The sequence below is a fragment of the Hyphomicrobium sp. genome (assembly GCF_019753045.1).
Taxonomy (GTDB): Bacteria; Pseudomonadota; Alphaproteobacteria; order Rhizobiales; family Hyphomicrobiaceae; genus Hyphomicrobium_B.
Genome location: NZ_JAIELN010000007.1, coordinates 267,634 through 292,839 on the forward strand (window position 1 = coordinate 267,634; position 25,206 = coordinate 292,839).

A 25,206-nucleotide genomic window follows, 5' to 3' on the forward strand; every position below is an offset into this window, starting at 1 on the left:
ATTGTATGCGCTGAGACCGGGAAGAAACGCACAGCGCATAAGCGCGGCTCCAAACGTCCGAGGTTTCGCATGAACTCACTCGACCACTGGAATTGGAGATTGACGCCTGGCCAGCAGGCCACGCCAGATCAACTCGACCTTCAAAAAGCGAAGCAATTCCTCACGCAAAATCATGTCCGCTACGTCCTCGCGCAGTTTGTCGACATTCACGGTGTCGCCAAGAGCAAATCCGTGCCGGTCGATCATCTGGAAGATATTCTGACGGACGGAGTGGGATTTGCGGGAGGGGGTGTTCACGGACTCCGCCTCGAGCCGCATGAATCCGAATACATGCTCGTCGGAGATCTGTCGACGCTCAAGCTATTGCCGTGGGCTCCGGGCTACGCGCGCGTGATGGGCACGGGGACGGTCGACGGCAAATCGCATCAGATCGATACGCGCAATATTCTGAAGGCTCAGACCGCGCGATTGAGTGAACGCGGCTGGGTGCTCAACACCGGCATAGAACCCGAGTTCAGCCTTTTGCAGCGCACCGCCGACGGCTCGGTTATTCCGCTCGACGATACCGACTGTCTGCAGAAGCCCGCATACGATTATCGGGGGCTCTCCCGCGCCCGCGTTTTCCTCGAGCGCCTGACGGAAAGCCTGCAGGCGCTAGGGATTGATGTTTATCAAATCGATCACGAGGACGCGAACGGCCAATACGAAATCAACTTCAAATACGCCGACGCAGTGACGTCTGCCGACAATATCATCTTGTTCAAGATGGCGGCCGCGGAGATTGCCCATGAGCTCGGCGCCATCTGCTCTTTCATGCCGAAGCCCAAGAGCTCGATGACCGGCAACGGCATGCACATTCATTGCTCTCTCGCCGACGCAGAGGGGAGGAATCTTTTCCACGACAAGTCAGATTCGAGCGGCATGGGCCTTTCGAAACTCGCCTATTCGTTCACAGCGGGAATCCTGGCCCACGCGAAGGCTCTGACCGCCTTGCTCGCGCCGTCGGTCAATTCCTACAAACGCCTCGTCGTTGGTCGAACGGCGTCGGGTACAACCTGGGCGCCGGTGTTCGTTGCGTACGGCGACAACAATCGCACGGCCATGGTTCGCATTCCTTACGGGCGCATCGAGCTGCGCGTCGGCGATTCCGGCATGAACCCGTATCTTGCGCAGGCGGCGTTGATTGCGGCCGGGCTCGACGGGATCGATCGCAACCTCGATCCAGGGCCCCCGCAGAACATCAACTTCTATGCCCTTTCGCCACGCGAGATCGCGGATCGCAAGATCGACGTGCTGCCGCAGTCGCTTGGCGAAGCCATTACCGCGCTCGAGCAAAGCGCATTCTTCAAGTCTGCGCTTGGCGCCGATTTCATCGACGAGTTCGTCTCGCACAAGCGCGACGAATGGATCGACTACCACCGCCACGTCTCCGACTGGGAGACGAAACGCTACTTGAGCTTCTTCTGAACAACCACGCTGAGTTGGAGACAAAGATATGTGTGGAATTGCGGGCCTTTTTATCAAGGATCCGAAACTAGAGCCGAGGCTCGGTGAACTTCTTGCGAAGATGACTTCGACGCTTTGCAGCCGGGGCCCGGACTCGGCGGGGTTTGCCATCTACGGACACGGCAAGACCGGTCAAACCAAATTGACGATCGCGGGCAGCACAGCGGAAGTCGACATTGCGCGCGCCGCCAAGCTGCTGGTGGAGGCGATCGGCGGCGGGCAGGTCAGCGTGCGCCACTCGCACGCGGTCGTCACTCTGAAAACTGAAGACGTTCCTCGTGCCGAGGCGTGGCTGGCAAAGAATCTGCCGGATGTCACGATCATGAGCGAGGGGCAGCGGCTCGAGATTTACAAGGAAGTCGGCTTCCCCGACGACGTCGCCCGCGAATTCGATATCGCAAAGATGAGCGGTACGCACGGCATCTCGCATACGCGCATGGCGACGGAGTCTGCCGTTACGACCAACGGCGCGCATCCGTTCTCGACAGCGACCGATCAGTGCTTGGTTCATAACGGATCGCTGTCCAATCACGCGTCGCTCCGGCGCGAGTTGCGGCGGGAGGGTATCAAGATTCGCACCGAGAACGATACCGAGGTCGCAGCCGGCTATCTGACGCGACAGATGAAGAACGGTCAGACGCTTAGTGAAGCCTTGAAATCCAGCCTCGATGATCTCGACGGCTTCTTCACTTTCGTTGTCGGCACGGAGACGGGCTTCGGTGTCCTCAGAGATCCGATCGCGTGCAAGCCGGCCGTCATGGCCGAAACGGACGAGTACGTCGCGTTCGGTTCCGAATACAAAACTCTCACGTGCCTGCCCGGCATCAAGACCGCGCGCGTGTGGGAGCCAAAGCCCGCAACGGTTTATTTCTGGGAGCACGCTTGATGCCGAACGTTGATCTAGCAGAAACCTCGGTGCGCGAGTTGAACGCAGCGCTGCATAAGCTCGGTAAGGACACCAACGAAACCCTTTGGTCCATCGCCAATCCCGCCGGCGAGCATTCGATTGCTGTCGGCATCGATGCGCCCATCACCGTGAACATAGCCGGCAATGTCGGCTACTTCTGCGGCGGCATGAATAAGTACGCCAACATCGTGATCGACGGCAGTGCCGGGCAGGGCGTCGGCGAAAACATGATGTCCGGGCGTATCCACGTCAAAGGGGACGCCAGCCAGAGCGCCGGTGCGACCGGTAGAGGCGGCCTGCTGCTCGTCGAAGGCAACGCATCGGCGCGATGCGGAATTTCGATGAAGGGCATCGATATCGTCGTCAAAGGCGACATCGGCCATCTCTCCGCGTTCATGGGCCAGAACGGCCGCTTGGTCGTGTTCGGAGAAGCCGGCGAAGCCCTCGGAGATTCGATTTACGAAGCGCACATCTATGTTCGCGGACCGGTCGCCAGCTTGGGTGCCGATTGCATCGAGAAAGAGATGCGCGACGAACACAAGGCGGAGCTTGGCGAGCTTCTGAAGGCAGCAGGAGAAATCCACAAGGTCGATGTCTCCGAATTCCGCCGCTATGGCTCGGCCCGGAAGCTCTACAACTTCAATATCGATAATGCCGGAGCGTACTAATGACAGAGCACCAGAGAAACTGGCTCGGAACGCCGCCTCGTAAGTCGGCGACATTCGACGACGCGACGCTCGCTGAGATCCGGCGTGCGGCAGCGACCGGCATCTATGATATTCGCGGCGGCGGCTCGAAGCGCCGGATGCCGAACTTCGACGATCTTCTGTTGCTTGGCGCATCCATGTCTCGTTACCCCCTCGAAGGGTATCGCGAAAAATGCGGCACCGAAGTCGTCATCGGTTCGCGATTTGCAAAGAAGCCCATCAAGCTTTCCATCCCGATTACGATCTCGGGCATGAGCTTCGGCTCGCTCTCGGCCAATGCCAAGGAGGCTTTGGGTCGTGGTGCGAGTCTCGCGGGAACGTCGACCACGACCGGCGATGGCGGCATGACACCGGAAGAGCGTGGCCAATCGAAATATCTCGTCTATCAATATCTGCCGTCGCGCTACGGTATGAACCCCGACGATCTGCGCCGCGCCGACGCCATCGAGATCGTCATCGGTCAGGGAGCCAAACCCGGCGGCGGCGGCATGCTGCTCGGCCAGAAGATCTCGGACCGCGTCGCGCAAATGCGTCAGCTGCCGAAGGGCATCGATCAGCGCTCAGCGTGCCGTCATCCGGATTGGACTGGCGCCGATGACCTGGAAGTCAAAATCAACGAGCTGCGCGAAATCACGGACTGGGAAAAGCCGATCTATCTGAAGATCGGTGCCAGCCGGCCGTACTTCGATGTTCAGCTGGCGGTGAAGTCCGGCGCTGACGCGATCGTTCTCGATGGCATGCAGGGCGGAACGGCGGCGACACAGGAAGTCTTCATCGAGCATGTGGGCATTCCGCTGCTCTCGGCCATTCGCCCTGCCGTGCAAGCGCTTCAGGACCTCGGCATGCATCGCAAGGTGCAGCTCATCGTATCCGGCGGTATCCGCAACGGCGGCGACGTCGCGAAGGCGCTTGCACTCGGAGCCGATGCAGTCGGGATCGGAACCGCCGCGCTTGTTGCCCTTGGCGACAACGATCCGCGCTGGGAAGCCGAATATAACAAGCTCGGCACCACGGCCGGTTGCTACGACGATTGGCACGAAGGCAAGGATCCGGCCGGTATCACCACCCAGACGCCGGCGCTGATGGAGAGGCTCGATCCCGTCGCGGCCGGCCGCAGACTGGCGAACTACCTGAAGGTTCTGACGCTGGAGGCGCAAACCCTGGCGCGCGCTTGCGGCAAGAACCACCTCCACAACCTCGAGCCGGAAGACCTGGTCGCTCTCACCATGGAAGCTGCCGCTATGGCGAGAGTGCCGCTGGCCGGCACGAACTGGATCCCGGGATCGCCGGGGTTCTGAAGCGTTCGTCAGCGGGTGTGTGACGCCGCCCTGGTCCACGACAGGGCGGCGTCGCCGGTGAGCCGGCGAGAAGGAACGGCCTATTCGCCGTAGAAAATGATCGCGAGAAATTTGATCCGATCGTCGAGAAGCTTCTCCGGTCCGTGCACGACTTCGCCGGAGAAAGTGAACGCATCGCCAGGCTCGATCAGATACGTATGTTCGCCGAAACGGTACTCCATTCTCCCCTGAAGCATATAGATGAACTCGGTGCCAGGGTGGGCGAAGCGGGGGTAAGTCTCGCTCTTTTTGTCCATCTCAATGAAGAACGGCTCGAACAGCTTTCGCGGTCCCCGGTCATAGGAGAGAAGGCGATATGTGTGGCCAAACTTGGTGCCGACCCGAACGACTTCCATCTGTTCGGTGCGCTTCACGAGCTGAGCGCTACCCTGCTTAGTGTCTGTCTCCTTGAAAAGATCCGCCAGCCCAATGCCGACGGCGGCGCACAAACGCTCGAGAGCATCGAGACTTGCGGTCGCCATGCCGTTTTCAATTCGACTGAGCATCGCGCTCGAGAGTCCCGCGCCGGCGCTGAGATCGGAGAGTGTGAGATTTGACTCCAACCTTCGGCGCTTGATGACAGCTCCGATCCGTTGTTCCAGCGGAACGTGCGCCAAGTCGTGGCGATTGTTGAGCTCGTTGGCGGCAGTCTTCTCGGCGGACGACTTTCGCGTTGTGGGCCGCGTTTTGAGGCCGGCCTTTTCTTTTGTCATTCGTCGCTCTTTTCTGGGTTCGCGCTTTATCCATTAAAGCGGGTTGGCTCGAAAGCAAACACAGCCGCGGTGACCAACGCACGTGCAATAAGTGCCCATTTATTGCTCTTCGCGACTGCAAAACAAACAGAATATCGAAAATTTCAAGATGCAGTCTATGCAAAATACTTGCATATGATGCATCTTTGTGAATATGTCGCGCGATGTTTTGACAGAGCACGCATCAGGAAATCTGTAGGGGAGATCTTCGCATGACCGTGGTGACACCAACCCGAAACGTGGATGTGGGCGCCGCGCCCGCTGACTCCCACGGCTTGCATCGAACGCTCGACTGGAAGGGTGCCTTTTGGATCGCCAGTGGCGTTCCCGCGCTGGTTTTGATCTCGATCGGTGGGATGGGGGCGACGGCAGGCAAGCTTGCCTTCCTCGTGTGGATGATCTCTGTCGTGATGGGACTGATCCAATCCTACAGCTACGCCGAAATCGCCGGCCTGTTTGCAAACAAGTCGGGCGGAGCGGCCGTTTACGGCGCCGCCGCCTGGCTGCGCTACAGCAAGCTCATCGCGCCGCTGTCCGTTTGGTGCAATTGGTTTGCCTGGACGCCGGTCTTGTCTCTCGGTTGCGCCGTCGCCGCCGGATACATTCTCAATGCGATCGCGCCGCTTCCCACATTTACAGCGGATTCTCCGCAAGTGCTCGCGTGGCTGCAAGACGCGTCGCATGCAGCGGCGATTGCCGGCAAGTCAGGCGCAGATGCGGCGAACATTGCCATCACGGCGCTGACCGCGGACGCAACGCCATTCATCCGCTCATTCAAGCTTTTGGATTTCTCGTTCTTTGGCTTGGCGAAGATCGAGGTCGGGGCAACGTTCTTCATTGGCGCCGCCTTGATGCTCGCAACTTTCGCTGTTCAGCATCGCGGCATTCTCGGAACGGCGCGCATCCAGATGTGGATCGGGCTGCTGGTCATCGTGCCGATGCTGATCGTCGGCATCGTGCCGTTTCTGACAGGAAACGTCGACTATTCGAACTTCACGCCCTTGGTCCCGCCAAACGGCGCCTGGGACAATGCCGGCTGGACGATGTTCCTCGGCGCGTTGTTCATTGCAGGCTGGTCGAGCTACGCATTCGAGACGGCCGTCTGCTATACGCGTGAATTCAAAAATCCCGCTGCCGACACGAAGAAAGCGATCATCGCCGCGGGCATCCTTTGCGTTGTGGTCTACTCGCTTGTCGCGGCCTCATTCCAAGGGCACCTTGGCCTTCAAGGCATGACACAGCCCGGCATTGTCGACGGAACGGGCGTCGCGGCAGCCATGGGCGACATGGTGGGCGGGAGCAACGCCATCGTCGTCCATCTCCTCGAGATGATGATGATCCTCGCCTTGATCCTTGCGATCATGATGGCGATGGCCGGTTCTTCGCGCACGCTCTACCAGGGTGGCGTTGACGGCTGGCTCCCGAAATATCTCGGGCACGTCAATGAGCATGGCGCGCCGACGCGGGCTATGTGGACCGACTTGGTCTTCAATCTTGGCCTCCTGACGTTCGCCGCCTCGGACGCCACCGCCTACTATTTGATCCTGTCGATTTCGAACGTCGGCTACATGCTCTTCATCTTCCTGAACCTGCAGTCGACCTGGATTCACCGCATCGACAGCCCGCATATCAAGCGCCCCTATCGCGCGCCGAACTGGCTCGTCGCGCTTGGTGCGTTCCTTGGCTTCGTAAACCTTGCACTCATGGGAGCGGGTGCCAAAGTGTGGGGCAATCCGAATGCGCTTTGGTACGGGTTGATCTTTGCAGCGTTGATCATCCCGGTGTTCCTCTACCGACACTACATTCAGGATGGCGGCAAATTCCCGAACCACATGCTCGAAGACCTGGATCTCAAGAGCCAGGATTTGGGCGAACGGCGAGCGGGGATTCTTCCCTACCTTACGCTCATCCTGGCGGCCGCCGTCGTTCTGGCGTCGCACTACTACTTCCAGCTTCCTCCCACGCCTTAGCTTTCGGGGGCCGGACGCCCCTGAGCTCGAAAATGTTCCTCAGACGAAAAGTTGCTGCGGGGGCCTGCTCCCGCAGCTTTGTTTTTGGGTCGAGTAGCAGCAACTCATATGTCTCACTCTCAGTGAACAGCTCTTGTTGCCACAACAACGTCAGTTGGACGTGAAAAGGGTTCAGTGACATCGCGGGCTCCGAGTGGCCAGCTCGGGTTTTCTAAGTCCACTTTCCCAGTAAGTGTGGGACTTAATGCCTCCAGCCGTGTGGTAGAGCCGCATCGCCATTGACTGGGAAAACGTCAAATCGGAAGAATGCTGAGGGGGCTGCGGCGTAAGCAGCCGCGTCATCTGAGTGACCGCGGGGGGAAACCAAAAGTGACGAAACGCTGTGCACTGATTACCGGGGTAACCGGTCAAGACGGCGCCTATCTCGCTCGGCTTCTATTGGATAAGGGCTACACGGTTCACGGCGTAAAGCGACGTTCGTCATCGTTCAATACTGAACGAATTGACGATCTCTATTTGGACCCCCACGAGGAAGAGACCCGGTTCTTTCTTCATTACGGAGATCTGACCGACGCGACCAACCTCATTCGTCTCATCCAGGAGATTGGTCCGACGGAGATCTACAATCTTGCTGCGCAAAGCCATGTGGCGGTGAGCTTTGAGACGCCGGAGTATACCGCAAATTCCGACGGGCTCGGCCCGCTGCGAATTCTCGAAGCCATTCGTATCCTGGGGCTCGGCGACAAAGTCCGCTTCTACCAAGCGTCGACATCGGAGCTTTACGGCAAGGTCCAAGAAAAACCCCAGCGTGAAACGACGCCGTTTTATCCGCGTTCGCCATACGCGGCGGCCAAGCTCTACGGCTATTGGATCACGGTCAACTACCGCGAGGCCTATGGCTTCCACGCGTCCAACGGCATATTGTTTAATCACGAAGGCCCGACGCGCGGCGAAACATTCGTGACGCGCAAAATTACGAGAGCAATTGCTGCGATTGAGCTGGGTCTGCAAGAGCGCTTGTTCCTAGGCAACTTGAACGCCCAACGCGATTGGGGACACGCGCGGGACTTCGTCGAGGCAATGTGGCTCATTCTGCAGCAGCCGGAGCCCGACGACTACGTCATCGCAACGGGAGAGATGCATTCCGTTCGTGAATTCGTCGAGCTGGCGTTTGCGAAAGTTGGCCGCCGGATCAAGTGGCAAGGTTCTGGAAAAGACGAAATCGGCGTGGACGAGAAGTCCGGGAAAGACCTTGTGCGCATTGATCCGCGTTACTACCGTCCGACCGAAGTGGAGGAGCTGCTGGGTGACCCGTCAAAGGCGCGCCAAAAGCTCGGCTGGCATCATAAGACGGACTTCAAGCAGCTTGTCTCCGAGATGGTGGAGAGCGATATGAAAGCGGTCGCCAGAGAGACCTGGCGCAAAGACCGTACAGCAAGCTGAAGCAGGCCGAAAACCATGGCAGTCATAGACGAAAGCTTGCCTGCGATCGGATCCACATACCGCTACGATCTGCGGGGCAAAAGAGTTTTCCTTGCGGGACATCGCGGCATGGTCGGCTCGGCAATCGCGCGGCGATTGCAGGATGAGCACTGCGAGATTCTGACGTCTCCGCGAAGCGAATTGGATCTCCGGGATTCATCTGCAGTGGCTGCCTTCTTCAAGCGCGAACGCCCAGAGGTCGTCGTGCTGGCCGCCGCTAAGGTCGGGGGCATTTTGGCGAACGACTCTTATCCCGCGGATTTTCTCTATGACAACCTGATGATCGCAGCGAACGTGACGAAGAGTGCGGCGGATCACGGTGTCGAACGGGCGCTTTTTCTCGGATCGTCTTGCATCTATCCGAAGTTCGCCGATCAGCCGATCGTCGAAGCGGCGCTTCTCACCGGCTCGCTTGAGCCGACGAACGAGTGGTACGCGATCGCAAAGATCGCGGGCATCAAACTCGGGCAGGCCTATCGACGTCAATTCGGTTGCGATTTTGTTTCGGCAATGCCGACCAACCTTTATGGACCGGGCGACAATTACGATCTCAATACAAGCCACGTGATTCCGGCCCTCATACGCAAGACGCACGAGGCGAAGATGTCCGGCGCGAAGTCTCTTGTTATCTGGGGTTCGGGCAAGCCGCGCCGCGAGTTTCTACACGTGGACGATTGCGCCAGCGCGCTGGTGCACATTTTGAAATTCTATTCAGAAGACGAACACATCAACGTTGGATCGGGCGAAGATATTTCAATCGCGGACCTTGCGAGAGTCGTGTGCAAAGTGGTTGGTTTCGAAGGCGAGATTGCGCAAGACTTGTCCAAACCCGACGGGACGCCGCGAAAGCTGATGGATGGGTCGAAGCTCAAGGCCCTCGGCTGGCGCCCGCAGATCAGTTTTGAGCAGGGTCTGGAAAGCACCTACCGGAATTATCTTGCGTCCGGTGAAGCGGCCTAAAACAAAATCGTTCGGCAGGCGGCGCCAGCAGCCGGCTCTTGATTGAAGGCGCGCTCTCGATGCGTCCCTTGAGCAGCCGATTTTAATGAGGGGCACGGGGGCGAACGTCCTCGGGGGCGCGCTTCGTCAGATCGGGCGGATCCTCTCCAAGCGCTGTCGCGAGATCGATTTGGTGATCTTGCTCGTCGATGAGGATTTCACGGATTTGTTCCGCCATGGCGTATTCGCCTAAGGCCTCGCACTGTCGCACGCGCTGACGATAATTCATGATGGTTTGGTTTTCATTGTCGAGATCGTATCTCAACATGGTTTTGGGATCTTCCGAGATCCGTACCGGCTTCGGCATCGCTACCGGCATTTTTCCAAGATAGTCCACCTGCCGCGAGATAATCAGAGCGTGTTTGAGTTCTTGGTGCGCATGCGTTTCCAACTGATCCGCAATGTTCATGTATTGCGCGCCTTTGAGGACCTGAGAATAGATCGTGTAGGAGATGATCGCCTGATACTCCCGAGCTAGATCCTCGTTCAGGAGGTCTGCCAGTTCGCTTCTCGTGACAGGTCTTTCAGAAACTCCGCTGGTAGCCATGGCGACATTCCTTCATTCGGATTTGATGAGCGGCGGGGCGTTGGGGTTGCTGCAACTTGAAGGTGGAGACTGCCCGTGAAAATGCAATCGAACAGTGTTTGTTCTAAACGCGTTGAGAACAGGCGAGTTTCGGAGCTGGCCGGAAATTCTGTCTTCGCGAGGCTGCGCGCGTCATCCACCGAACGCGCGGGGCAGGGCCGCAACTTCCGAAATAATAATCGTGCAAACACGCGCGCCGGCGCTGTCAATCGTGATGCCTGAGGTGTATGCGGACTAATCAGCTCATACCTAAGTTTATTTCAAGAATCAGACGGGGCGCGCCCCGCAAAAATCGAGTTAGTTCGAACGACATCGGCCGTTAGGTCGAGGATGAATCAAATGCAATTCAGTAGAGTGCATAAGGCCCCGTCCACACTGGAAAATGAAAAGTGTGAGCAAACTGCGGGCGCCCTATTTTACGAGATGATGCGTACAGCCATACGTTATGCGTGAGGTGAGTTTAACGAAGCCTCTGAAAGGCATTTTTTTATGGATAAATTGCCGATCTCCTGTTTCATCATCGCAAAAAATGAAGCCGATCGTATTGCCCGTACCATCCGATCCGTTCGCCCGTGGGTCGATGAGATTGTCGTTGTCGACAGCGAAAGCACTGACGATACGGTCCGCGTAGCGGCAACCGAAGGGTGCCGTGTGATCACGCAAAGATGGCTGGGCTTCGGCGGACAAAAGCGATTTGCTGAAGATCAGTGCCGCAATGACTGGGTGCTGAATCTTGATGCGGACGAGGTGGTAACCTCGGCATTGAGGAGAGAAATTATCTCGCTCTTTGCGCATGTCGCCCCGCGCTTCGTCGCCTATGGCATGCCAATCGAACTCGTCTATCCGAACACCTCCCGGCCGAGGCGCTGGGCGCGCGATCACTGGTACGTGCGATTGTATGATCGCCGGATAGTAAGGTTCCGCGATTCCATCGTGCACGATCTCGTCGTAACCGACGGCCACCCCGTGGGGATACTTCGCGCCCCCGCCTACCATTATTCGTTCCGGAGCTACGAGGACCTGAAGCGAAAGCTCGCCGAAAGGATGCAGCTCTCGGCGAAGCACGCCACCTCGACCCCCGCAAAGCTCCTGGCGCGCATGGCCATCGAGTTTCCCGTCAATTTCTTCAAGTACTACATTGGCAGACGGCATTTCATGGGAGGCAAGAACGGCCTCCGGTATTCATGGGTCCAGGCGGACTACCGGCTGTTGAAAATTTTCCACATGTGGCGGGACAGAAGCTCTAAGGCTCGGGCCGAGCCCGATAGTATTGCCGATGGTCAAGAAAGTATCGAAGGTCAAACCAACCCCAAAGCCGCTGCGGTTTCTCCGGCGGCAGAAATGCCACTGTACGGGTAGCAGCCGTCGCCGTACTAACGAGCCGCACAGAGGGGGCGAGGGGCATCCGTGTGTGATGCGGAGGGCCGCAACCGTTGACTTTAGCCGGGGCGCAAATCAACGTACGTGTGACGGGCGGAAACCAACACAAATTCTACGACGGGCGACCTAGAGAAACCTATGCCGACGACCTTTGATCTCCTGAAACGGCTCATGAAGGAAAACGGCCGGGAGTACGCGCCGCAGTATGCGCTCGTCGTTGTCTGCATGTTGCTGGTCGCGGCCATGACATCGCTGAGCGCGTACGTGCTGAAGTACGTGATCGACACGATTTTCGTGCATCAGAATCGTGCCGCGCTCGTCGGCATCACCTTTGGCATCGTCGCGATATTCGTGGCGAAGGGGTTTGCCGCCTACTTCTCTGAAGTCGTTCTCGGTACGATCGGCAATCGTCTTGTCGCGCAGACGCAAAAGCGCATGTTCGAGCATATGTTGAAAGTCGACGTCGCGTTCTTTCAGCAATACAGCTCGAGCGAGCTCGTCACCAAGATGTCGTATAACGCGAACGCCGTCAGAGACATGCTGAACATGGTGTCTCTGAACCTTGGTCGCGATCTCTTCACGATCGTCGGTCTCGTCATCACGATGATTGCGCTGGATCCGATCCTCTCGGCCATTGCGCTGATCGGCGGGCCGGTCGCCGCCCTGTCGTCACGCAAGATGGTCGAACGCATCAAGAAGGCGACGCGAAGCGAGGTTCACTCGCTGAGCGGCATCGTTCAGATTACGCGAGAAGTCAGCCAAGGCGCGCAGGTCGTCAAATCATTCCAGCTCGAAAACAAGATGCGGGTGCGAATGTTCGATGCGATCGAAGCTGTCCAGCGCCTGTCCAACAAAATGCTCCGCATCGGCGCCGGCGTGAACCCGCTCATGGAGACGATCGGCGGCTGTGCGGTCGCCGCAGTTGTTTTCTATGCCGGCTGGCGAAATCTCTATCACGGGGAAAGCCCCGGGCAGTTCTTCGCCTTCATCACGGCTCTTCTGATGTGCGCGGATCCCGGCCGCAGGCTCTCGCGCGTTCAATTGCAGCTCGCAACAGCCGCCGTCGGCGTTCGCATGATGTATGAATTGATGGACAGCCCCGCGCGCGAGGACGAACCTCCGGGGCGCCCCGAGCTCGTGATCAAGAGCGGCCAGATCGCGCTGCGCGATGTCTCGTACAGATACGTCGAGAACAAGCCCGTCATCAATGGAATGTCGTTCTCGGTCCCCGCCGGCAAGGTGACGGCGCTCGTTGGCCATTCAGGCGGCGGAAAATCAACCGTATTCGCATTGCTGCAACGGCTTCGGGAGCCGGATTCGGGCGTTATCGAGATTGACGGCCAGGTGATCGCGGATGTCTCTCTCAAATCGCTGCGCCACAACATCTCCGTTGTCGGTCAGGATGCATTTCTCTTTGAAGGCTCGATCATCGATAACATCAGAGCTGGCCTCGACAACGCATCCGACGAACAGTGCATCCAGGCGGCCAAAGCGGCCAGCGCTCATGAATTCATCATGTCGTTGCCGCGAGGATACGAAAGCCCCGTCGGAGAGCTCGGAGCGCAGGTCTCTGGCGGCCAGCGCCAGCGCATCGCTCTCGCACGAGCCTACCTGAAGCGCGCTCCCATCATTCTTCTCGACGAGCCGACGTCCGCGCTCGATAGTGAAACCGAGGACGCCATTCAGCGCGAGCTGCGCAACCTGACGAAGGGAAAAACCACGCTCGTCATCGCGCACCGCCTGTCGACCATCCTGCACGCCGATCTCATTCATGTGATCGAGGCCGGGCGCGTCATCGAAAGCGGATCGCATGATCAGTTGATCGCCAACGGCGGGGCTTACAGCCGCCTCTTCAAGCTTCAATTCGCGAAATATCTCGAAAACAAACAGCCGCTGGCGGAAGCGGTCTGATCTCGCCTCGCACACGTCCCGACGGCTGGCCGCCGCCCCGACACACGCGATTGCGCCGACTGTTGCTCATGGGCAACTGAAGTCCCCCCGCAATTCCGCTATCTCAATACCCGAGAGTCAGCGTGGGGATTGAGTATGCCGGATCAAGCGCAGCCAAACCTGATCAGCAGAACGATCGACTACATCCTCGGCCGAAACACGCTGATCGGCATCGCCTCGTTCATGCTGCTGATCATCTCGGGATATGCCACCTGGCACGGCATGCGCGACTTCATCGTCGGAGTCTCGTCGACGCCGGCAGCGCCAACCGGCGGCATTTCGATCTCGAATGACGTTCTCGTCGCTGCAGTCGTCGTTGCGCTAACGTTTCTGCTGTGGCTCACGCTGCGCGAGACGTTCGGAGCCAAGCGCCCATTCGGCCAGAGACTGATCACCGGGGTGCTCTACGTATTCCTCGCCATCTGGTCGATCGGCTTCGGCTACGGGTTCTGGTGGAGCTTGATCTCGGGCCAGGAAGCCACGAAGACCGGCTTGGCCGGGCTCCAGGAGGACGCACGCGACGCCAGCGCCGCCGTGGCAGCACGGCTCGATGCCGTGCGCGGCCAACTCGACAACGTCGTCGCTTGGTCCGACAGCCAAATGACGCGCGAGGAAACGAGCGGCGGCAGTTGCGGCGTTGCATCCGGGGCAGGGAAGGGGCCGCTCTACAACGCACGCAGAAGCGTGCGCGACGCCGTCAGTGCGCTGCGCGATGGCATGACGAAGTCGTGGCTCGAACCGGTGCAGGCCGATGTGCAGTCTCTGCGCCAGGCGGCGGATGTGCTCGGGGGCGCGACGATTGAGGAACGCCAGCGTAACTTCGAGAACAAGGCATCCGAAATTCGCGGCCTCGCACGCAACATTGCGGCCCGCAGCAACCAGCTCGGTCAATCGACGGCGTCGGAAATGCGCGCGCTTGCCGATTCCGTATCGCAGCCACCTGGAAAATCCGGGTCATCGTGTTTCGATCCGACGCTCGCCGAGCGGTTGCGCGATGCCGCGGCACAAGCCGACCAACCTGCCGAGCTGAAACTGCGCGAAGCCGTGTTCAACGAAGGGCCGGCCGGCGTCGCAAATGCCGTCAAAAATCTCTGGAGCAATATCGGCGCCTACACGGCGAGCGCGTTCCGTTACATCGTCTCCGGCGGCAAGGTCCTAACGGCCGGACACACCGATGAAGGCGAGCCCATAACGGGCCGCGATGTTATCGCCCTTCTGGCGACGATCGGCATCGACATGGGCCTTCTCGCGTTGGCGATCATCAACCCGCCGCGCGAACCGCCGTCCGTCCGCCCCTCGGGCACGCTCGCCCGGCAAATTCGCGATGCGATCGACACCGCAATCAATCGGGCGCCCGGCGCCGATCTCGAATGGGTGCGCCGGCACTTCGTTCATCACAACAAAGCGTCATATCTGGTGATCCCAAATCTCTACAGCTGCGATCCCGACAATAAGGACGAAGCCGCGAAAGGAATGGCCGTCAATCAACTGGCAGGCGTATTGAGCGACCTCGATCTCGTTCGCTGGCCGAAGGGGGGCAAGTGGTGGCTTTTCCAGGAGAACGAACTCAAGAAGCTGAAGAAGGAGGAATCGCAGGGAAGCGATACCGACCTGACCGCAATCCGCAAAAAATGGGCGGAAGAGCAAGGGCTGACGGGCGAAGATCTAAAGCAATACGTCGATAAGAGAGCCGTCCGAAATCATGGGCTCTTCTCGAAAGCCGAACGCGCGCTAGAGATCGCCGGCTGGAGCGAAAAGGCGCGGAGCGACATCGAAATCTTCAAACTTGTCGATACGGATGGATTGACACCGCTTCTGATGGTCCTGAATGAACCGGGCGGCGCCCGGAGCGAAGCACCGGCGCAAGCGGAAGCGGCTTAGCGGGCGTCAGATGTTTGCAATTTTTTGAAGCCAGTCGAGAACTTCCGAGGGGCCATAGAAGGAAGACTCGGACTCGGAGAAGTTTTCACCCGCGACCTTCAACCCAAATCCCCCAAGGTCCTCGGCCGCCCGAAACGCGTCGACATCGGCGATATCGTCCCCGACCATCACGGGAATTTTGTTGGCAAACGCCGGGAGGGTGGCGAGTTTTCTGAGTGCGCGTCCCTTCGAGAAACCAACAGGCAAAACTTCGACCACCTTGCGGCCTTCGCAAATCGAAAATTCGGTCGGATATTTCGGTACGAGAGTTTCGAGCAGCATCAACAAGGATGATTGAAGCTCGGGAGCAAGCCGGTAATGCAGCGCAATCCCGCTGCCCTTGTCCTCGTAGACGACGCCGGGCAAATCTTCGACGATCTTTTTGAGATCCATCACCAGCTCCGGATTGAAGCTCGGCGTGAGCGTTTCGATCTTGCCCTTGTCGGACAATCTCATCTGGCCGCCGTGAACGCCGGCCGCCACGAATTTTGCGGGATGGAGCAGGCGGTCAACTTCTTCCAACGGCCGCCCGGTCACGATTGCCAAAGCGCCATGCAACCGTTCGGCGATCTCATCGAGAAGCTTCGGAAGGTAAGCGGGTACGTGCACGGTCGAGGGCGTCAGCGCAACGTCGAGAAGCGTTCCGTCGACGTCAAGGAAAAGCGCCACGGGCTCGCCGTTGGCGATGAGACGCTCGACCATCTTGCGCGCAGCAATCGCACGGTTCTCGCTCGACACGGCGATTTCGCTGCGCGTGGCGCTTTTCTTCAATTGCTGCGTCAAGAAAATTCCCCTGCTCAAATGGAAAAACTAAATAGCGGCGCCTCGCTGGCGCGTTCGAGTTCTCGCTCTAATGCCGCCCTGGTGAGGAGGCCAGTTTGGGTGTCGATAAATTTCACGACGCTGGCTGCATTGATTGCTGCCGCACCAAGTGCGCGCCCAGCATCTTGAGTATCTGCAAGATAACACGCGAATGTTGAGGAAAAAGCGTCACCGGCGCCCGTCGTTGCCGCTGCGACGACATGCTCCGCAGCACGGTAATGGAGTTCCTGCGCCCGCGCGATGAACGCCCCATTCGCGCCGTCGGTCAGCACGATGACGCCGACGCCAAGTGCAATCAGTGCGCCGAGAAACTTAACCAATGACATTTCGTAGCCGCCGCTCCGCAGGCCACGTTTGGCAAGCGGCGGAATAGGCTCATCGTTTTTCGCGATAAGCGGGGCGCCGCCGTCCCCGAATGACTGCAGGAGCCGCGGCATCAAGGTCTGAGCTTCGGCACGGTTTACGCAGAGAATATCGATGTGCTTGAGGCTGTGCCAAAAGTCGTCGAAACGGGCGGTGAGTTGGCGCACGCCGGGATTGACGGCAAGAAGCGCGCCTGCGGCCTTCGCATGCTCGACGACGAGCGGATAACAGTTCGCCGACTGATTGCTGAGGTTGGCCACGTAAACCAGGTCGCGGCCCGCAAATGCCTGGTGCGGCAGATCGCTGGCTTCGATTTTCGTGTTCGCGCCGCGGTAAGTAAAGACCGCGGCGTTCCTGTCGTGCGATGAAATGATGACGGACGATCCGGTCGGTTCGTGGTCGTCGAGGGCGATCCACGAAACGTCGACGCCCTCGGCGCGGAGCAGGCCGAGTATCGTTTTCCCCTTATCGTCTCGCCCTATCTTGGCGATGATGGATGTATGATGCCCAAGCCGGGATGCCGTAACGGCCGCATTCACCGCGCCGCCGCCGCAGCTTGATGCGATTTCCTCCGCCTCCGTCTTGTGCCCTTCTTCGAGAAGAAGGAACGAGCTCTCGGCATTGCGCATCTTCACTTGCTCGATCTTGTCGCTCGCAATCGTGACGATCGTATCAACCATTGCGCCGCCAATGGTGAGAACGTTCATCTCGACTCCGTGCGTTCCCCGACAAGATTGGTCGACTGCCTGAACCACTGATCCATCTCGGACCGCCAGAGGCGCGCACCGCCTGCAATTCCACTTGCCGGTGGAACGACGCTGGCCCATGGCGGAAGCGCAAATGTGATGCGCCGCGAATTGCCTCCGCCGATGTAGAGATGATCGACGTTGGTCAGAGCCTGCACGGCCGCGAGCACGCGCTTAGCGCGTTCATTCCAAGCCTCGTCACCAAGTTCCAGATACGCGGCGTGCCCGATATATTGGTCATAGTTGTGTTCGTCGTTCGCGTGGTGCTGGCCAAGCTCGAGCCCGAAGAACGCTGTCCCATTGCAGAAAAGTGCGCAGCCCATTCCGGTTCCGAACGTCAGCACGCATTCGCGGCCCGGCCCCTTGGCAACCCCCAACCCATAGACGATGGCATCGTTCAGCACGCGAACCGGCACGCCGAAAGCCCGCCCGAGTTCGTTCTCGAGGTCGAAGCCGGTCCAATGATGCGTGCCGAGATTGGGCGCCGTTTTTATGTGCTCGCGTCCAACCACGCCCGGAAAGCCGACCGAAATGCGCCCGAACGTCGGCAACGTCTTCACGATATCGGTAATCAGGCTGACGAGTGCTTCCGGCGTGCTCGGCTTGGGTGTCTGCGTCGTTATGAAATCGGATATCAACGTACCGGAGGCGTTGACCGTTGCCGTCTTGACCAACGTGCCGCCTATGTCCACGCACAGAATGTTCGGATTGGACATGGCTTCATCCCGGTTGGGAATGCTTTTTCTATCCAAGATGACACCCATTATGTCACCACGTTTGCCGTAAATCGGCTAGGTGGGATATTTTTTTAGCCGAACTCTGCAATCGTTCGAGAGCCTGCCCCATCTCGGGCGATGACTTCGGCGACCGCGCGAAGCGGCGTTGCCCGGCCTTCATGAGGGCCGAGAAATAGCTGTGACTCCAGTCGTTTGAATCGTTCTTCCGAATGCCGCTGAGCAACCGGTCGTGGCGCTCGCGTCGTTCATCGAGCGGCATTTCGAGGGCAATCCGCAAGCCTTGCACCATATCGTTGACGTCGTACGGATTGACCAGAACCGCGTCGGCGAGTTGCGCCGCGGCGCCGGCAAACTTCGACAGGATGAGGACGCCAGGATCAGCCGGATCTTGGCACGCGATAAACTCTTTGGCGACGAGATTCATGCCGTCCATAAGCGGCGTCACCCAACCGATGCGGGACGAGCGATAGACATCACGAAGCTCGGCACGAGGGATGGTCCTGTGAATGTAATTGATAGGCACCCAGTCGAGTTCGCCGAAGCGGCCGTTGATGGAGCCGGCGAGGGACTCAAGCTCGGCCTTGATGTCGGCATAGGCTTCGACGCTTTCACGCGTCGGCGGCGCAAATTGCGACAGCACGATACGCCGCCGATAGTCTGGATATTCGTCGAGGAATTTTCCGTAAGCGCGGAATTTCTGCGGAAGGCCCTTGGTGTAATCCAACCGGTCGATGCCGATGATCCGATTTGTCTCGGATGTGTCGGCGGCCTTCAAGGCTTCCGCTTCGCCCGGACTGAATGCGAAATCGGCCGGATCGATGCCGACGGGGAAACACCCGATATCGAGCTCTGCTTCGAAAACGCGAATGCGGCCCGAAGGCAAGAGCCTCCCGAAGACGCTTTGCTGAATAAAGTCGATCAAATTGCGCACATCTGACTGCGTCTGGAGGCCGATAAGATCGTAGGCGCTGAGCGCCCTGGCCATCTCCTTGTTTTCCGGAATGGCGAGCAAAGCCTGGGCCGGACCGACGGGAATGTGCAGGAAATAGCCGATCGGATTTTCTATGCCGAGCTTGCGCAATTCAAGCGCCATCGGCAACAGGTGATAGTCGTGCACCCAGATCACGTCGTCGGGCTCGATGAGGGGGGCGAGATGGGACGCGAAGCGCTCGTTCACCGCTACATAACGGGAATAATAGCCGGCCTCGAACTGCGCGAGATCGAGACGATTGTGAAACACCGGCCACAACACCGAGTTCGAATAGCCGAGATAATATTCGGCATAATCCGCCGGCGTCAGCGGCTCGGTTACCGTCATATGACCATTCGCGCGGGAGACTTTTATCTCAACGCGATCGCTATCGACGATTTGTCCGTCCCAACCGAACCAGAATCCGCTCTGACGTGCGAGAGTGTTATAAATCGCAACCGCGACTCCACCTGCCTGCTGAGCCACGTTGAAGTCGATGACCCGGTTCGAAACCATGACAAGCCTGGCCACGATAACTCCTTCTTTCCGACGCGTGAGCTTGGTAAAAGCCAGACCCCCGCGTGGCATTTCATCTGGATGTAAACCCCCGGGATTGCTACGGGTTCCCTCATTGCGCCGGACCTAGCGTTCTGGGCCTGTTCTGCTTGGGACCTTGAAGTGGAGAGGTCGGCGACGACGCGCATTCTTTGCCACAGCGGTTAGTCCGGCACTCGCAAGCGCGCGCAATTCGTGATAGCTACAGGCTTTAACGCAAATGGGGGACGGCGACGGCTCTTGAGCTCCGCCGGAATGCTGGATGGAGGCGCGGGGCCGTTCGTGGGGCGAATGGTTCAACTCGTCGACAATCTGATCGAACGTGTGTTTCCGCGCCTGCGGCGCAGGGCACTTTACGCCTATCCGATAGGCATCGCGATTTTTGCCCTAGCCGCGTTGGCACGGATGGGGCTGTCAAGATGGTTGCAGGATACCACCCCTTTCTTGACGTTCTTTCTGGCGATCCTCCTAACGGCTCTCGTCGCGGGAACCGGGCCCGCTTTGCTGGTCGCCGCAGCGTCCTTTCTCTTCAGTTGGTATTTTTTCCTTCCCGGTCCCGGATGGGGCGAGATCACCCCCGCGACGATCGTTGCTCTTGGGAGCTTTGCGATCCTCTCGTTCTTCATCATCGCAGTCGTTCATCTCCTCAACCGAAAGGTCGAGAGCCTGATGAACGAGCGGGCGCGCAACGAAGCCCTGTTTCAAGACAGCGCGCTGGGAGAACTCCAGCTGGAGCAGCTCAACATCGAGCTCCGCCACCGCCTGAAAAACACCTTCGCGGTCATAGCCGGCCTCGTCAGCCAATCGGCGCGATATAGCCGCGACGTAAACGGCTTTGCCCAGTCGCTCGCCGGGCGTCTCTCGGCAATGGGCAATGCGATGGACCTGATCGCGACGCGCAACTTCTTAGGCGCCTCGCTGCGTGAGCTGATCGCCGAAACGTTGAAGCCTCTGGTGCCCCCGGGCGCGCAGCGGTTCGAAATGGGTGGCCCGGATACGATCATCCCCGGCGATGTCGCAAGCGCGCTCGCGTTGACGCTTCACGAACTCGGAACGAACGCGATCAAATACGGCGCCTGGTCTGAAGCGCGCGGAACGGTAAGCGCGAAATGGACCCTGACCAAAATCGATGATGATGAAATGTCCTTCGAGCTTGTCTGGGACGAGCGAGGCGGCCCGCGCGTCACCGCACCGGAACGGCGAGGGTTAGGAACCACGTTGATCGATAGCGGATTTCCGAGCGCGAAAGTGGAGCGAGAGTTCAACGAACACGGGGTCCGCTGCCGCATGGTCGCCATCTTGAAACAGACGACGACGCGCCGCACGCGCGGTCGGGCAGCCTCGTTCAATTGACGTCGAAGCTCAGCTGATGTTCAGAGATCGGCGCGGCAGATGCAGTCCTGCTGCGGAAGGCTCACGCTCGGCCCGCTCCTGTTCGATGGGGGTTACATCGTGTTTTGGTGCCACCCCCGACCAAGCATCTTCCCATGTCTTCGATAGTGTCATCGCCGAATTGATCATCCCGGCCATGGAATAGGTCTGCGGAAGGTTGCCCCACAATTGGCCCGTTGCGGGATTGAGGTCTTCACTCATGAGCCCAAACGCGTTGCGCTTCTTGAGAAGTTCGCAGAAGAGCCCGTGCGCCTCCTCTTTGCGTCCGACAGATTCGAGCGCGTCGATGTACCAGAACTGGCAAGCAAGGAACGCCGACTCCGGCAAGCCGAAATCGTCCTCTGCCGCGTAGCGCAGCATCAATCCGTTACGCATCAATTCCCGGCCAACGGCGTTGACCGTCTTGACGAAGCGCGGATCGCTCGGCGGCATAAAACCAAGATCCGCCAACAACAAGACACTGGCGTCGAGTTCCTCGTGATCGAATGCGCCTGTAAACGATCCGCGCTTTTCGCTCCACGCTCTACTGAGAATCTCTGCGCGGATTTTGTCGGTGGATTCTTTCCAGTAGACGGCGCGCTCACCCAATCCCAAAAGCGTGGCTATACGGGCGAGGCGGTCGCAAGCGACCCAGCACAACACTGCCGAATGCGTATGAATGCGCATCCGGCCGCGATACTCCCATATGCCCGCATCCGGCTCCAGATAGAGACGGCGCGCATGTTCGCCGAGATATTCAAGCTCGCGAAAAAGGCTGACGTCGCCCATCCGCGGCAGCCGCTGATCGATGAACATCTGAGCGACGCCAAGTATGACGCTGCCATAAGCATCATGCTGCAGTTGGTCGGAGGCGAGGTTGCCGACGCGCACCGGACCCATTCCGAGAAAGCCCTGGAGGTGGGGGGCGATGCTCTCTTGAGCGGCATCATTGTGGACGATGCCATAAACCGGCTTCAAAGGGCTCTGCGTGTCGGAGACGACGGTCGTGATGTAGTCGAGATAGTTTTCCATCGACTGCGTGGCGCCCAAGCGATTGAGCGCGCGGATGACGAAATATGCGTCACGCAGCCAGCAGAATCGGTAGTCCCACGTTCTGGGAGTATTTGGTGCTTCCGGTATCGACGTCGTCAGGGCCGCTGTGATTGCGCCCGTTTCTTCGTAAGTGCAGAGCTTCAGCGAAATTGCCGCGCGTATGATTTCCGGCTGCCATTCGTAGCTGACGGCAAGCCCGCGCACCCACGTCACCCAGAAATCGCGCGTGCGCTCCAGAAACTCTCGCGACATGGAATCGATCGAGCTTTCGATCGGCTCATCCGCGCCGATAACAAGCGTCGCCGGATGCGTCAGCGAGAACGACGTCTCGTGGGCGATATAAGATACCGGAAGATCGGTCGTGACGCGAACGGACGAGGAACCGCAGAGGTAGCGAACGTGGTTCGATCCGTAGGAGGAGTTGGTGACAGGCTGCCCGTAATTGGAGGTTGGCCTAACGCGCACGGAAATTCGCGGCCTTCCTCTCAGCGGTTCAATCCGGCGAACGAGCTGTGCGGGATGGAAGGACCGGTCGTAGCGCCAGAAACGCGGGCAGAAGTCCGTCACTTTGACGCTTGCGCCATTCTCGGCAATCAGGATCGTCTCCAGAATGCTCGTGTTGCGAATGTAATACGAAGTCGCTGAGACTTGCCCGTCGAGCACGACGTCGCAAAAACCCTTCTCCTCGTCACCGGCAAGCAACCGGCAAAAAATCGGATCGCCATCCAGCCGCGGAAAGCACCACCAGACGATGCGTGCGCCCTGATCAATGAGCGCAGCGACGCGCCCGTTGCCAATCGCCGCGACGTCGAGTGACGAGCGATAAGGATGGGAAGTCGACAGGGTCATCAGGTCCCCCTAGGAGTGAAACTTGCAAACGGGAACAACTCCGAAGCGACGACGATGGTTGCCTGCGGCGCACGACGGCGGGAACGGCGTCCGGAGCGTCGGCCCAATTTATATTAGTATGCTCTACGAAGGCGATGTCTTCGTAGGAGATCGGGCCAACAAAGGGGCATTTCAAGAGCGAGCAAAGGAACCCGCCCAATCTGAACTGGGTGTCTTACTTTTGACGAGCGATTTTAAGTAACGCGCCGTTATCCATTTCGATGGTGCACGCAAGCCGACGACTATTCCCGAAGAGGCAGCGGCCTTTACGCGACTTGGTTGGAAGCGCTATCGGCGGAGCGGCGCTCCTCGGCGCCGTACGCGAGCGTGCTCACGAGATCCTTCACATCAGCCGGATTGTAGGGCTTCGTCAGATGCGGGTAGTCCCGCAGTCGAGGCGGCAGAAACACGAGATCGTTGTATCCCGTGGTGAAGGCGAACGGGATCCGGCGCCGGTCGAGGATTTCAGCAATCGGCGCGCTGTTGTCCGCACCAAGATTTATGTCGATTAACGCAATGTCGAAATTGGAATCCGCGGCGGCCTTCAGGCCATCGGAAAGCCGGCCAATCGGCCCAAGCACGGTATGACCTTCCGCCTCGAGATCGAGCTTCAGCTGCATGGCGATGAGGGCTTCGTCTTCAACGAGCAGGATGCGGCAGGGACGATGAGGCGCCGGCATGTTGGCCGCTACCAACGGCCCTCTCGCTTTCGGAACAATTGCTATGTGGCGTGTGCCCACCATGTGTGTCCGTGTCGACAACTCGCCCTGGAAGTCGAATTGGAAGCCTTCCGGTGCGAAATTCATTTCGGCGACGCCGCCGCATTCCGATGCAGCGCTGCGAATGACCGCGAGCCCAAATCCGTTGCGCTCGGGCTTGGCGCAAGGCGGACCTCCGCTCTCCCGCCAGGAGAATCCGATCTTGTCGCCGTCCGGCGTCGCGATCCGCGACCAGCTGAGGGCGACCCTTCCTCCGGAAGCCGAGAGCGCCCCGTGCTTTACTGCGTTCGTGACGAGTTCGTGCAGCACGAGAGCCATGGACTGACCGAACTTCGATGTCAGCCGGACGCGCTCGCCGTCGACGACGATGTCGTTGTCCGTTCGCGAGCGGAACGGCGCCAGCGCACCCTGAACGAGTTCGTGGAGATCGACGCCCGTCCAGCTGCTCTGCCGCAGAAGATCATGCGCAGCAGACATTGCATGAATGCGCCCGTCGAGCGCCGACGCGAACGAGGCGACCGAAACCGCGTTTGAACTCGAGAGCCGGGCAATCGCCGCAACGTTGGCGAGAATGTTTTTTACCCTGTGATCGAGTTCGGCCATGAGAAGCTGCTGATGGCTCTCGGCGGACTTTCGATCGGTGATGTCGAGCAGCGTTCCAAGCACGCGCGGCGTCTCGGCGTTGCCGGTGCTGAAGGCGCGGGCACGGGCGAGAATCCATGCAACGCCACGCGCACCCGTTACGCGAAATTCCAATTCGGCTGTCGTTTCCGCGTAATTTGCGGTGCGAACATAGCTGCGGACCATTTCGCGGTCGTCTTCGTGTACGAACTGAACGAACGACTCGAAGGTTTGATGCTCCGGCAGGTTGTTATGAAGAACCTCCGAGATATTGGCCGACCATTGCAGGGTCTGCGCCTTCTGGTCGAATTCGAATGTCGCGAGGTTCGCGGCTTCACTCGCAAGGCGTAGCCGTTCCTCGCTCTCCTGCAGACGGGCATGCGATTCTTCGAGCTGTAGCGCGCGTTGGCGCACGCGCTCCTCGAGTTCGGCGTTGAGCGCATCGAGTTGCCGGGTCTTTCTATAGAGCTCGACGAAAATCTGGACTTTCGCCTTCAGAATTTCCGGCACGACCGGAACCGACACGTAATCGACCGCGCCCGTCCGGTAACCTTTGAGCAGGTCGTCGATTTCAATGCGAACTGCCGAGATGAATATGACGGCGGTTTTCTCGTGGCGCGGATGGTCACGGATCATCGCCGCCAGCTCGAAGCCATCGAGATCGGGCATGCAAACGTCCATCAGGATAACCGCGATGTCCGTTTTGAGCAGCGCGGTCAGCGCTTCTTCGGCAGTCGTCGCCTTGATGAGGTTCGCGTCGAGGCCATCGAGAATGGCCTCGTACGTCATCAGCTTTCCCGGCTGATCGTCGACGAGAAGAATGTTGACGGGTTCTGTCGAAGCGGATTCGCCTGTCATGGTTTCC

19 protein-coding genes are annotated in these 25,206 nt (G+C 59.0%); 11 read left to right on the top strand and 8 right to left on the bottom strand.

Annotated elements, in window-relative coordinates; all coding sequences use genetic code 11:
* The first annotated feature begins 69 nt into the window (after positions 1 to 69).
* Genes glnT through K2Q04_RS09955 form a run of 4 tightly spaced genes read left to right on the top strand, consistent with a single transcriptional unit; the run spans position 70 to position 4,418 of the window.
* Positions 70 to 1,467, top strand: coding sequence for a type III glutamate--ammonia ligase (gene glnT / locus K2Q04_RS09940; RefSeq protein ID WP_291162686.1), 1,398 nt, complete (start codon positions 70 to 72; stop codon positions 1,465 to 1,467).
* A gap of 28 nt (positions 1,468 to 1,495) precedes the next feature.
* Positions 1,496 to 2,392 (top strand): glutamine amidotransferase family protein, encoded by an 897-nt coding sequence (locus K2Q04_RS09945; protein WP_291162689.1) that lies wholly within the window; start codon positions 1,496 to 1,498, stop codon positions 2,390 to 2,392.
* Complete coding sequence (locus K2Q04_RS09950) at positions 2,392 to 3,081, top strand: protein glxC (RefSeq protein WP_291162692.1); 690 nt, start codon at positions 2,392 to 2,394, stop codon at positions 3,079 to 3,081. The genes K2Q04_RS09945 and K2Q04_RS09950 overlap by 1 nt, the downstream gene beginning before the upstream one ends.
* Complete coding sequence (locus K2Q04_RS09955) at positions 3,081 to 4,418, top strand: FMN-binding glutamate synthase family protein (protein WP_291162694.1); 1,338 nt, start codon at positions 3,081 to 3,083, stop codon at positions 4,416 to 4,418. Before K2Q04_RS09950 ends, K2Q04_RS09955 begins: the two co-directional genes overlap by 1 nt.
* 80 nt (positions 4,419 to 4,498) lie before the next feature.
* Here the strand turns inward: K2Q04_RS09955 and K2Q04_RS09960 are convergent, their stop codons facing one another.
* Positions 4,499 to 5,170: an XRE family transcriptional regulator gene (locus tag K2Q04_RS09960; protein WP_291162697.1), complete on the bottom strand. Its 672-nt coding sequence runs from the start codon at positions 5,168 to 5,170 to the stop codon at positions 4,499 to 4,501.
* A 251-nt stretch (positions 5,171 to 5,421) separates the two neighbouring features.
* On the opposite strand from K2Q04_RS09960, the gene K2Q04_RS09965 reads away from it, so the two are divergent.
* The 3 genes from K2Q04_RS09965 (at position 5,422) to K2Q04_RS09975 (ending at position 9,621) form a co-directional block, all read left to right on the top strand.
* Positions 5,422 to 7,179 (top strand): APC family permease, encoded by a 1,758-nt coding sequence (locus K2Q04_RS09965; protein WP_291162699.1) that lies wholly within the window; start codon positions 5,422 to 5,424, stop codon positions 7,177 to 7,179.
* A 369-nt stretch (positions 7,180 to 7,548) separates the two neighbouring features.
* Entirely contained in the window at positions 7,549 to 8,622 is a 1,074-nt protein-coding gene (gmd, locus tag K2Q04_RS09970; protein ID WP_291162702.1) for a GDP-mannose 4,6-dehydratase, read from the top strand.
* 15 nt (positions 8,623 to 8,637) lie between these two features.
* On the top strand, positions 8,638 to 9,621 hold the full coding sequence (locus tag K2Q04_RS09975; protein WP_291162706.1) for a GDP-L-fucose synthase: 984 nt from the start codon (positions 8,638 to 8,640) through the stop codon (positions 9,619 to 9,621).
* Positions 9,622 to 9,703: 82 nt separating this feature from the next.
* Here K2Q04_RS09975 and K2Q04_RS09980 read toward each other — a convergent pair whose 3' ends face one another.
* A complete protein-coding gene (locus tag K2Q04_RS09980) occupies positions 9,704 to 10,207 on the bottom strand; it encodes a ferritin-like domain-containing protein (protein WP_291162709.1) in 504 nt (167 codons plus the stop codon).
* Positions 10,208 to 10,735: 528 nt separating this feature from the next.
* Between K2Q04_RS09980 and K2Q04_RS09985 the strand changes: the two genes are divergently transcribed.
* The 3 genes from K2Q04_RS09985 (at position 10,736) to K2Q04_RS09995 (ending at position 15,457) form a co-directional block, all read left to right on the top strand.
* Complete coding sequence (locus K2Q04_RS09985) at positions 10,736 to 11,605, top strand: glycosyltransferase family 2 protein (RefSeq protein ID WP_291162711.1); 870 nt, start codon at positions 10,736 to 10,738, stop codon at positions 11,603 to 11,605.
* Between the two features lie 159 nt (positions 11,606 to 11,764).
* Positions 11,765 to 13,537: an ABC transporter ATP-binding protein gene (locus K2Q04_RS09990; RefSeq protein WP_291162714.1), complete on the top strand. Its 1,773-nt coding sequence runs from the start codon at positions 11,765 to 11,767 to the stop codon at positions 13,535 to 13,537.
* A gap of 135 nt (positions 13,538 to 13,672) precedes the next feature.
* On the top strand, positions 13,673 to 15,457 hold the full coding sequence (locus tag K2Q04_RS09995; protein WP_291162716.1) for a hypothetical protein: 1,785 nt from the start codon (positions 13,673 to 13,675) through the stop codon (positions 15,455 to 15,457).
* Between the two features lie 6 nt (positions 15,458 to 15,463).
* Here K2Q04_RS09995 and otsB read toward each other — a convergent pair whose 3' ends face one another.
* The 4 genes from otsB to K2Q04_RS10015 are packed head-to-tail and all read right to left on the bottom strand — an operon-like array spanning position 15,464 to position 19,665.
* The gene (otsB, locus tag K2Q04_RS10000; RefSeq protein WP_291162719.1) at positions 15,464 to 16,279 is read right to left on the bottom strand and encodes a trehalose-phosphatase; all 816 of its coding nucleotides are present in this window, start codon (positions 16,277 to 16,279) and stop codon (positions 15,464 to 15,466) included.
* Between the two features lie 14 nt (positions 16,280 to 16,293).
* Complete coding sequence (locus K2Q04_RS10005) at positions 16,294 to 17,388, bottom strand: carbohydrate kinase family protein (RefSeq protein ID WP_291162722.1); 1,095 nt, start codon at positions 17,386 to 17,388, stop codon at positions 16,294 to 16,296.
* A complete protein-coding gene (locus tag K2Q04_RS10010) occupies positions 17,385 to 18,143 on the bottom strand; it encodes an ROK family protein (protein WP_291162725.1) in 759 nt (252 codons plus the stop codon). Before K2Q04_RS10010 ends, K2Q04_RS10005 begins: the two co-directional genes overlap by 4 nt.
* A gap of 52 nt (positions 18,144 to 18,195) precedes the next feature.
* Positions 18,196 to 19,665, bottom strand: coding sequence for a trehalose-6-phosphate synthase (locus K2Q04_RS10015; RefSeq protein WP_291162728.1), 1,470 nt, complete (start codon positions 19,663 to 19,665; stop codon positions 18,196 to 18,198).
* A gap of 279 nt (positions 19,666 to 19,944) precedes the next feature.
* Here K2Q04_RS10015 and K2Q04_RS10020 point away from each other — a divergent pair, with 279 nt between their 5' ends.
* Positions 19,945 to 21,042 (top strand): HWE histidine kinase domain-containing protein, encoded by a 1,098-nt coding sequence (locus K2Q04_RS10020; protein WP_291162731.1) that lies wholly within the window; start codon positions 19,945 to 19,947, stop codon positions 21,040 to 21,042.
* Between the two features lie 9 nt (positions 21,043 to 21,051).
* Here K2Q04_RS10020 and K2Q04_RS10025 read toward each other — a convergent pair whose 3' ends face one another.
* Together K2Q04_RS10025 and K2Q04_RS10030 are read right to left on the bottom strand one after the other, a co-directional pair.
* Entirely contained in the window at positions 21,052 to 22,962 is a 1,911-nt protein-coding gene (locus tag K2Q04_RS10025) for a glycoside hydrolase family 15 protein (RefSeq protein ID WP_291162734.1), read from the bottom strand.
* 305 nt (positions 22,963 to 23,267) lie between these two features.
* The gene (locus K2Q04_RS10030) at positions 23,268 to 25,199 is read right to left on the bottom strand and encodes an HWE histidine kinase domain-containing protein (RefSeq protein WP_291162737.1); all 1,932 of its coding nucleotides are present in this window, start codon (positions 25,197 to 25,199) and stop codon (positions 23,268 to 23,270) included.
* Between the last annotated feature and the right edge of the window lie 7 nt (positions 25,200 to 25,206).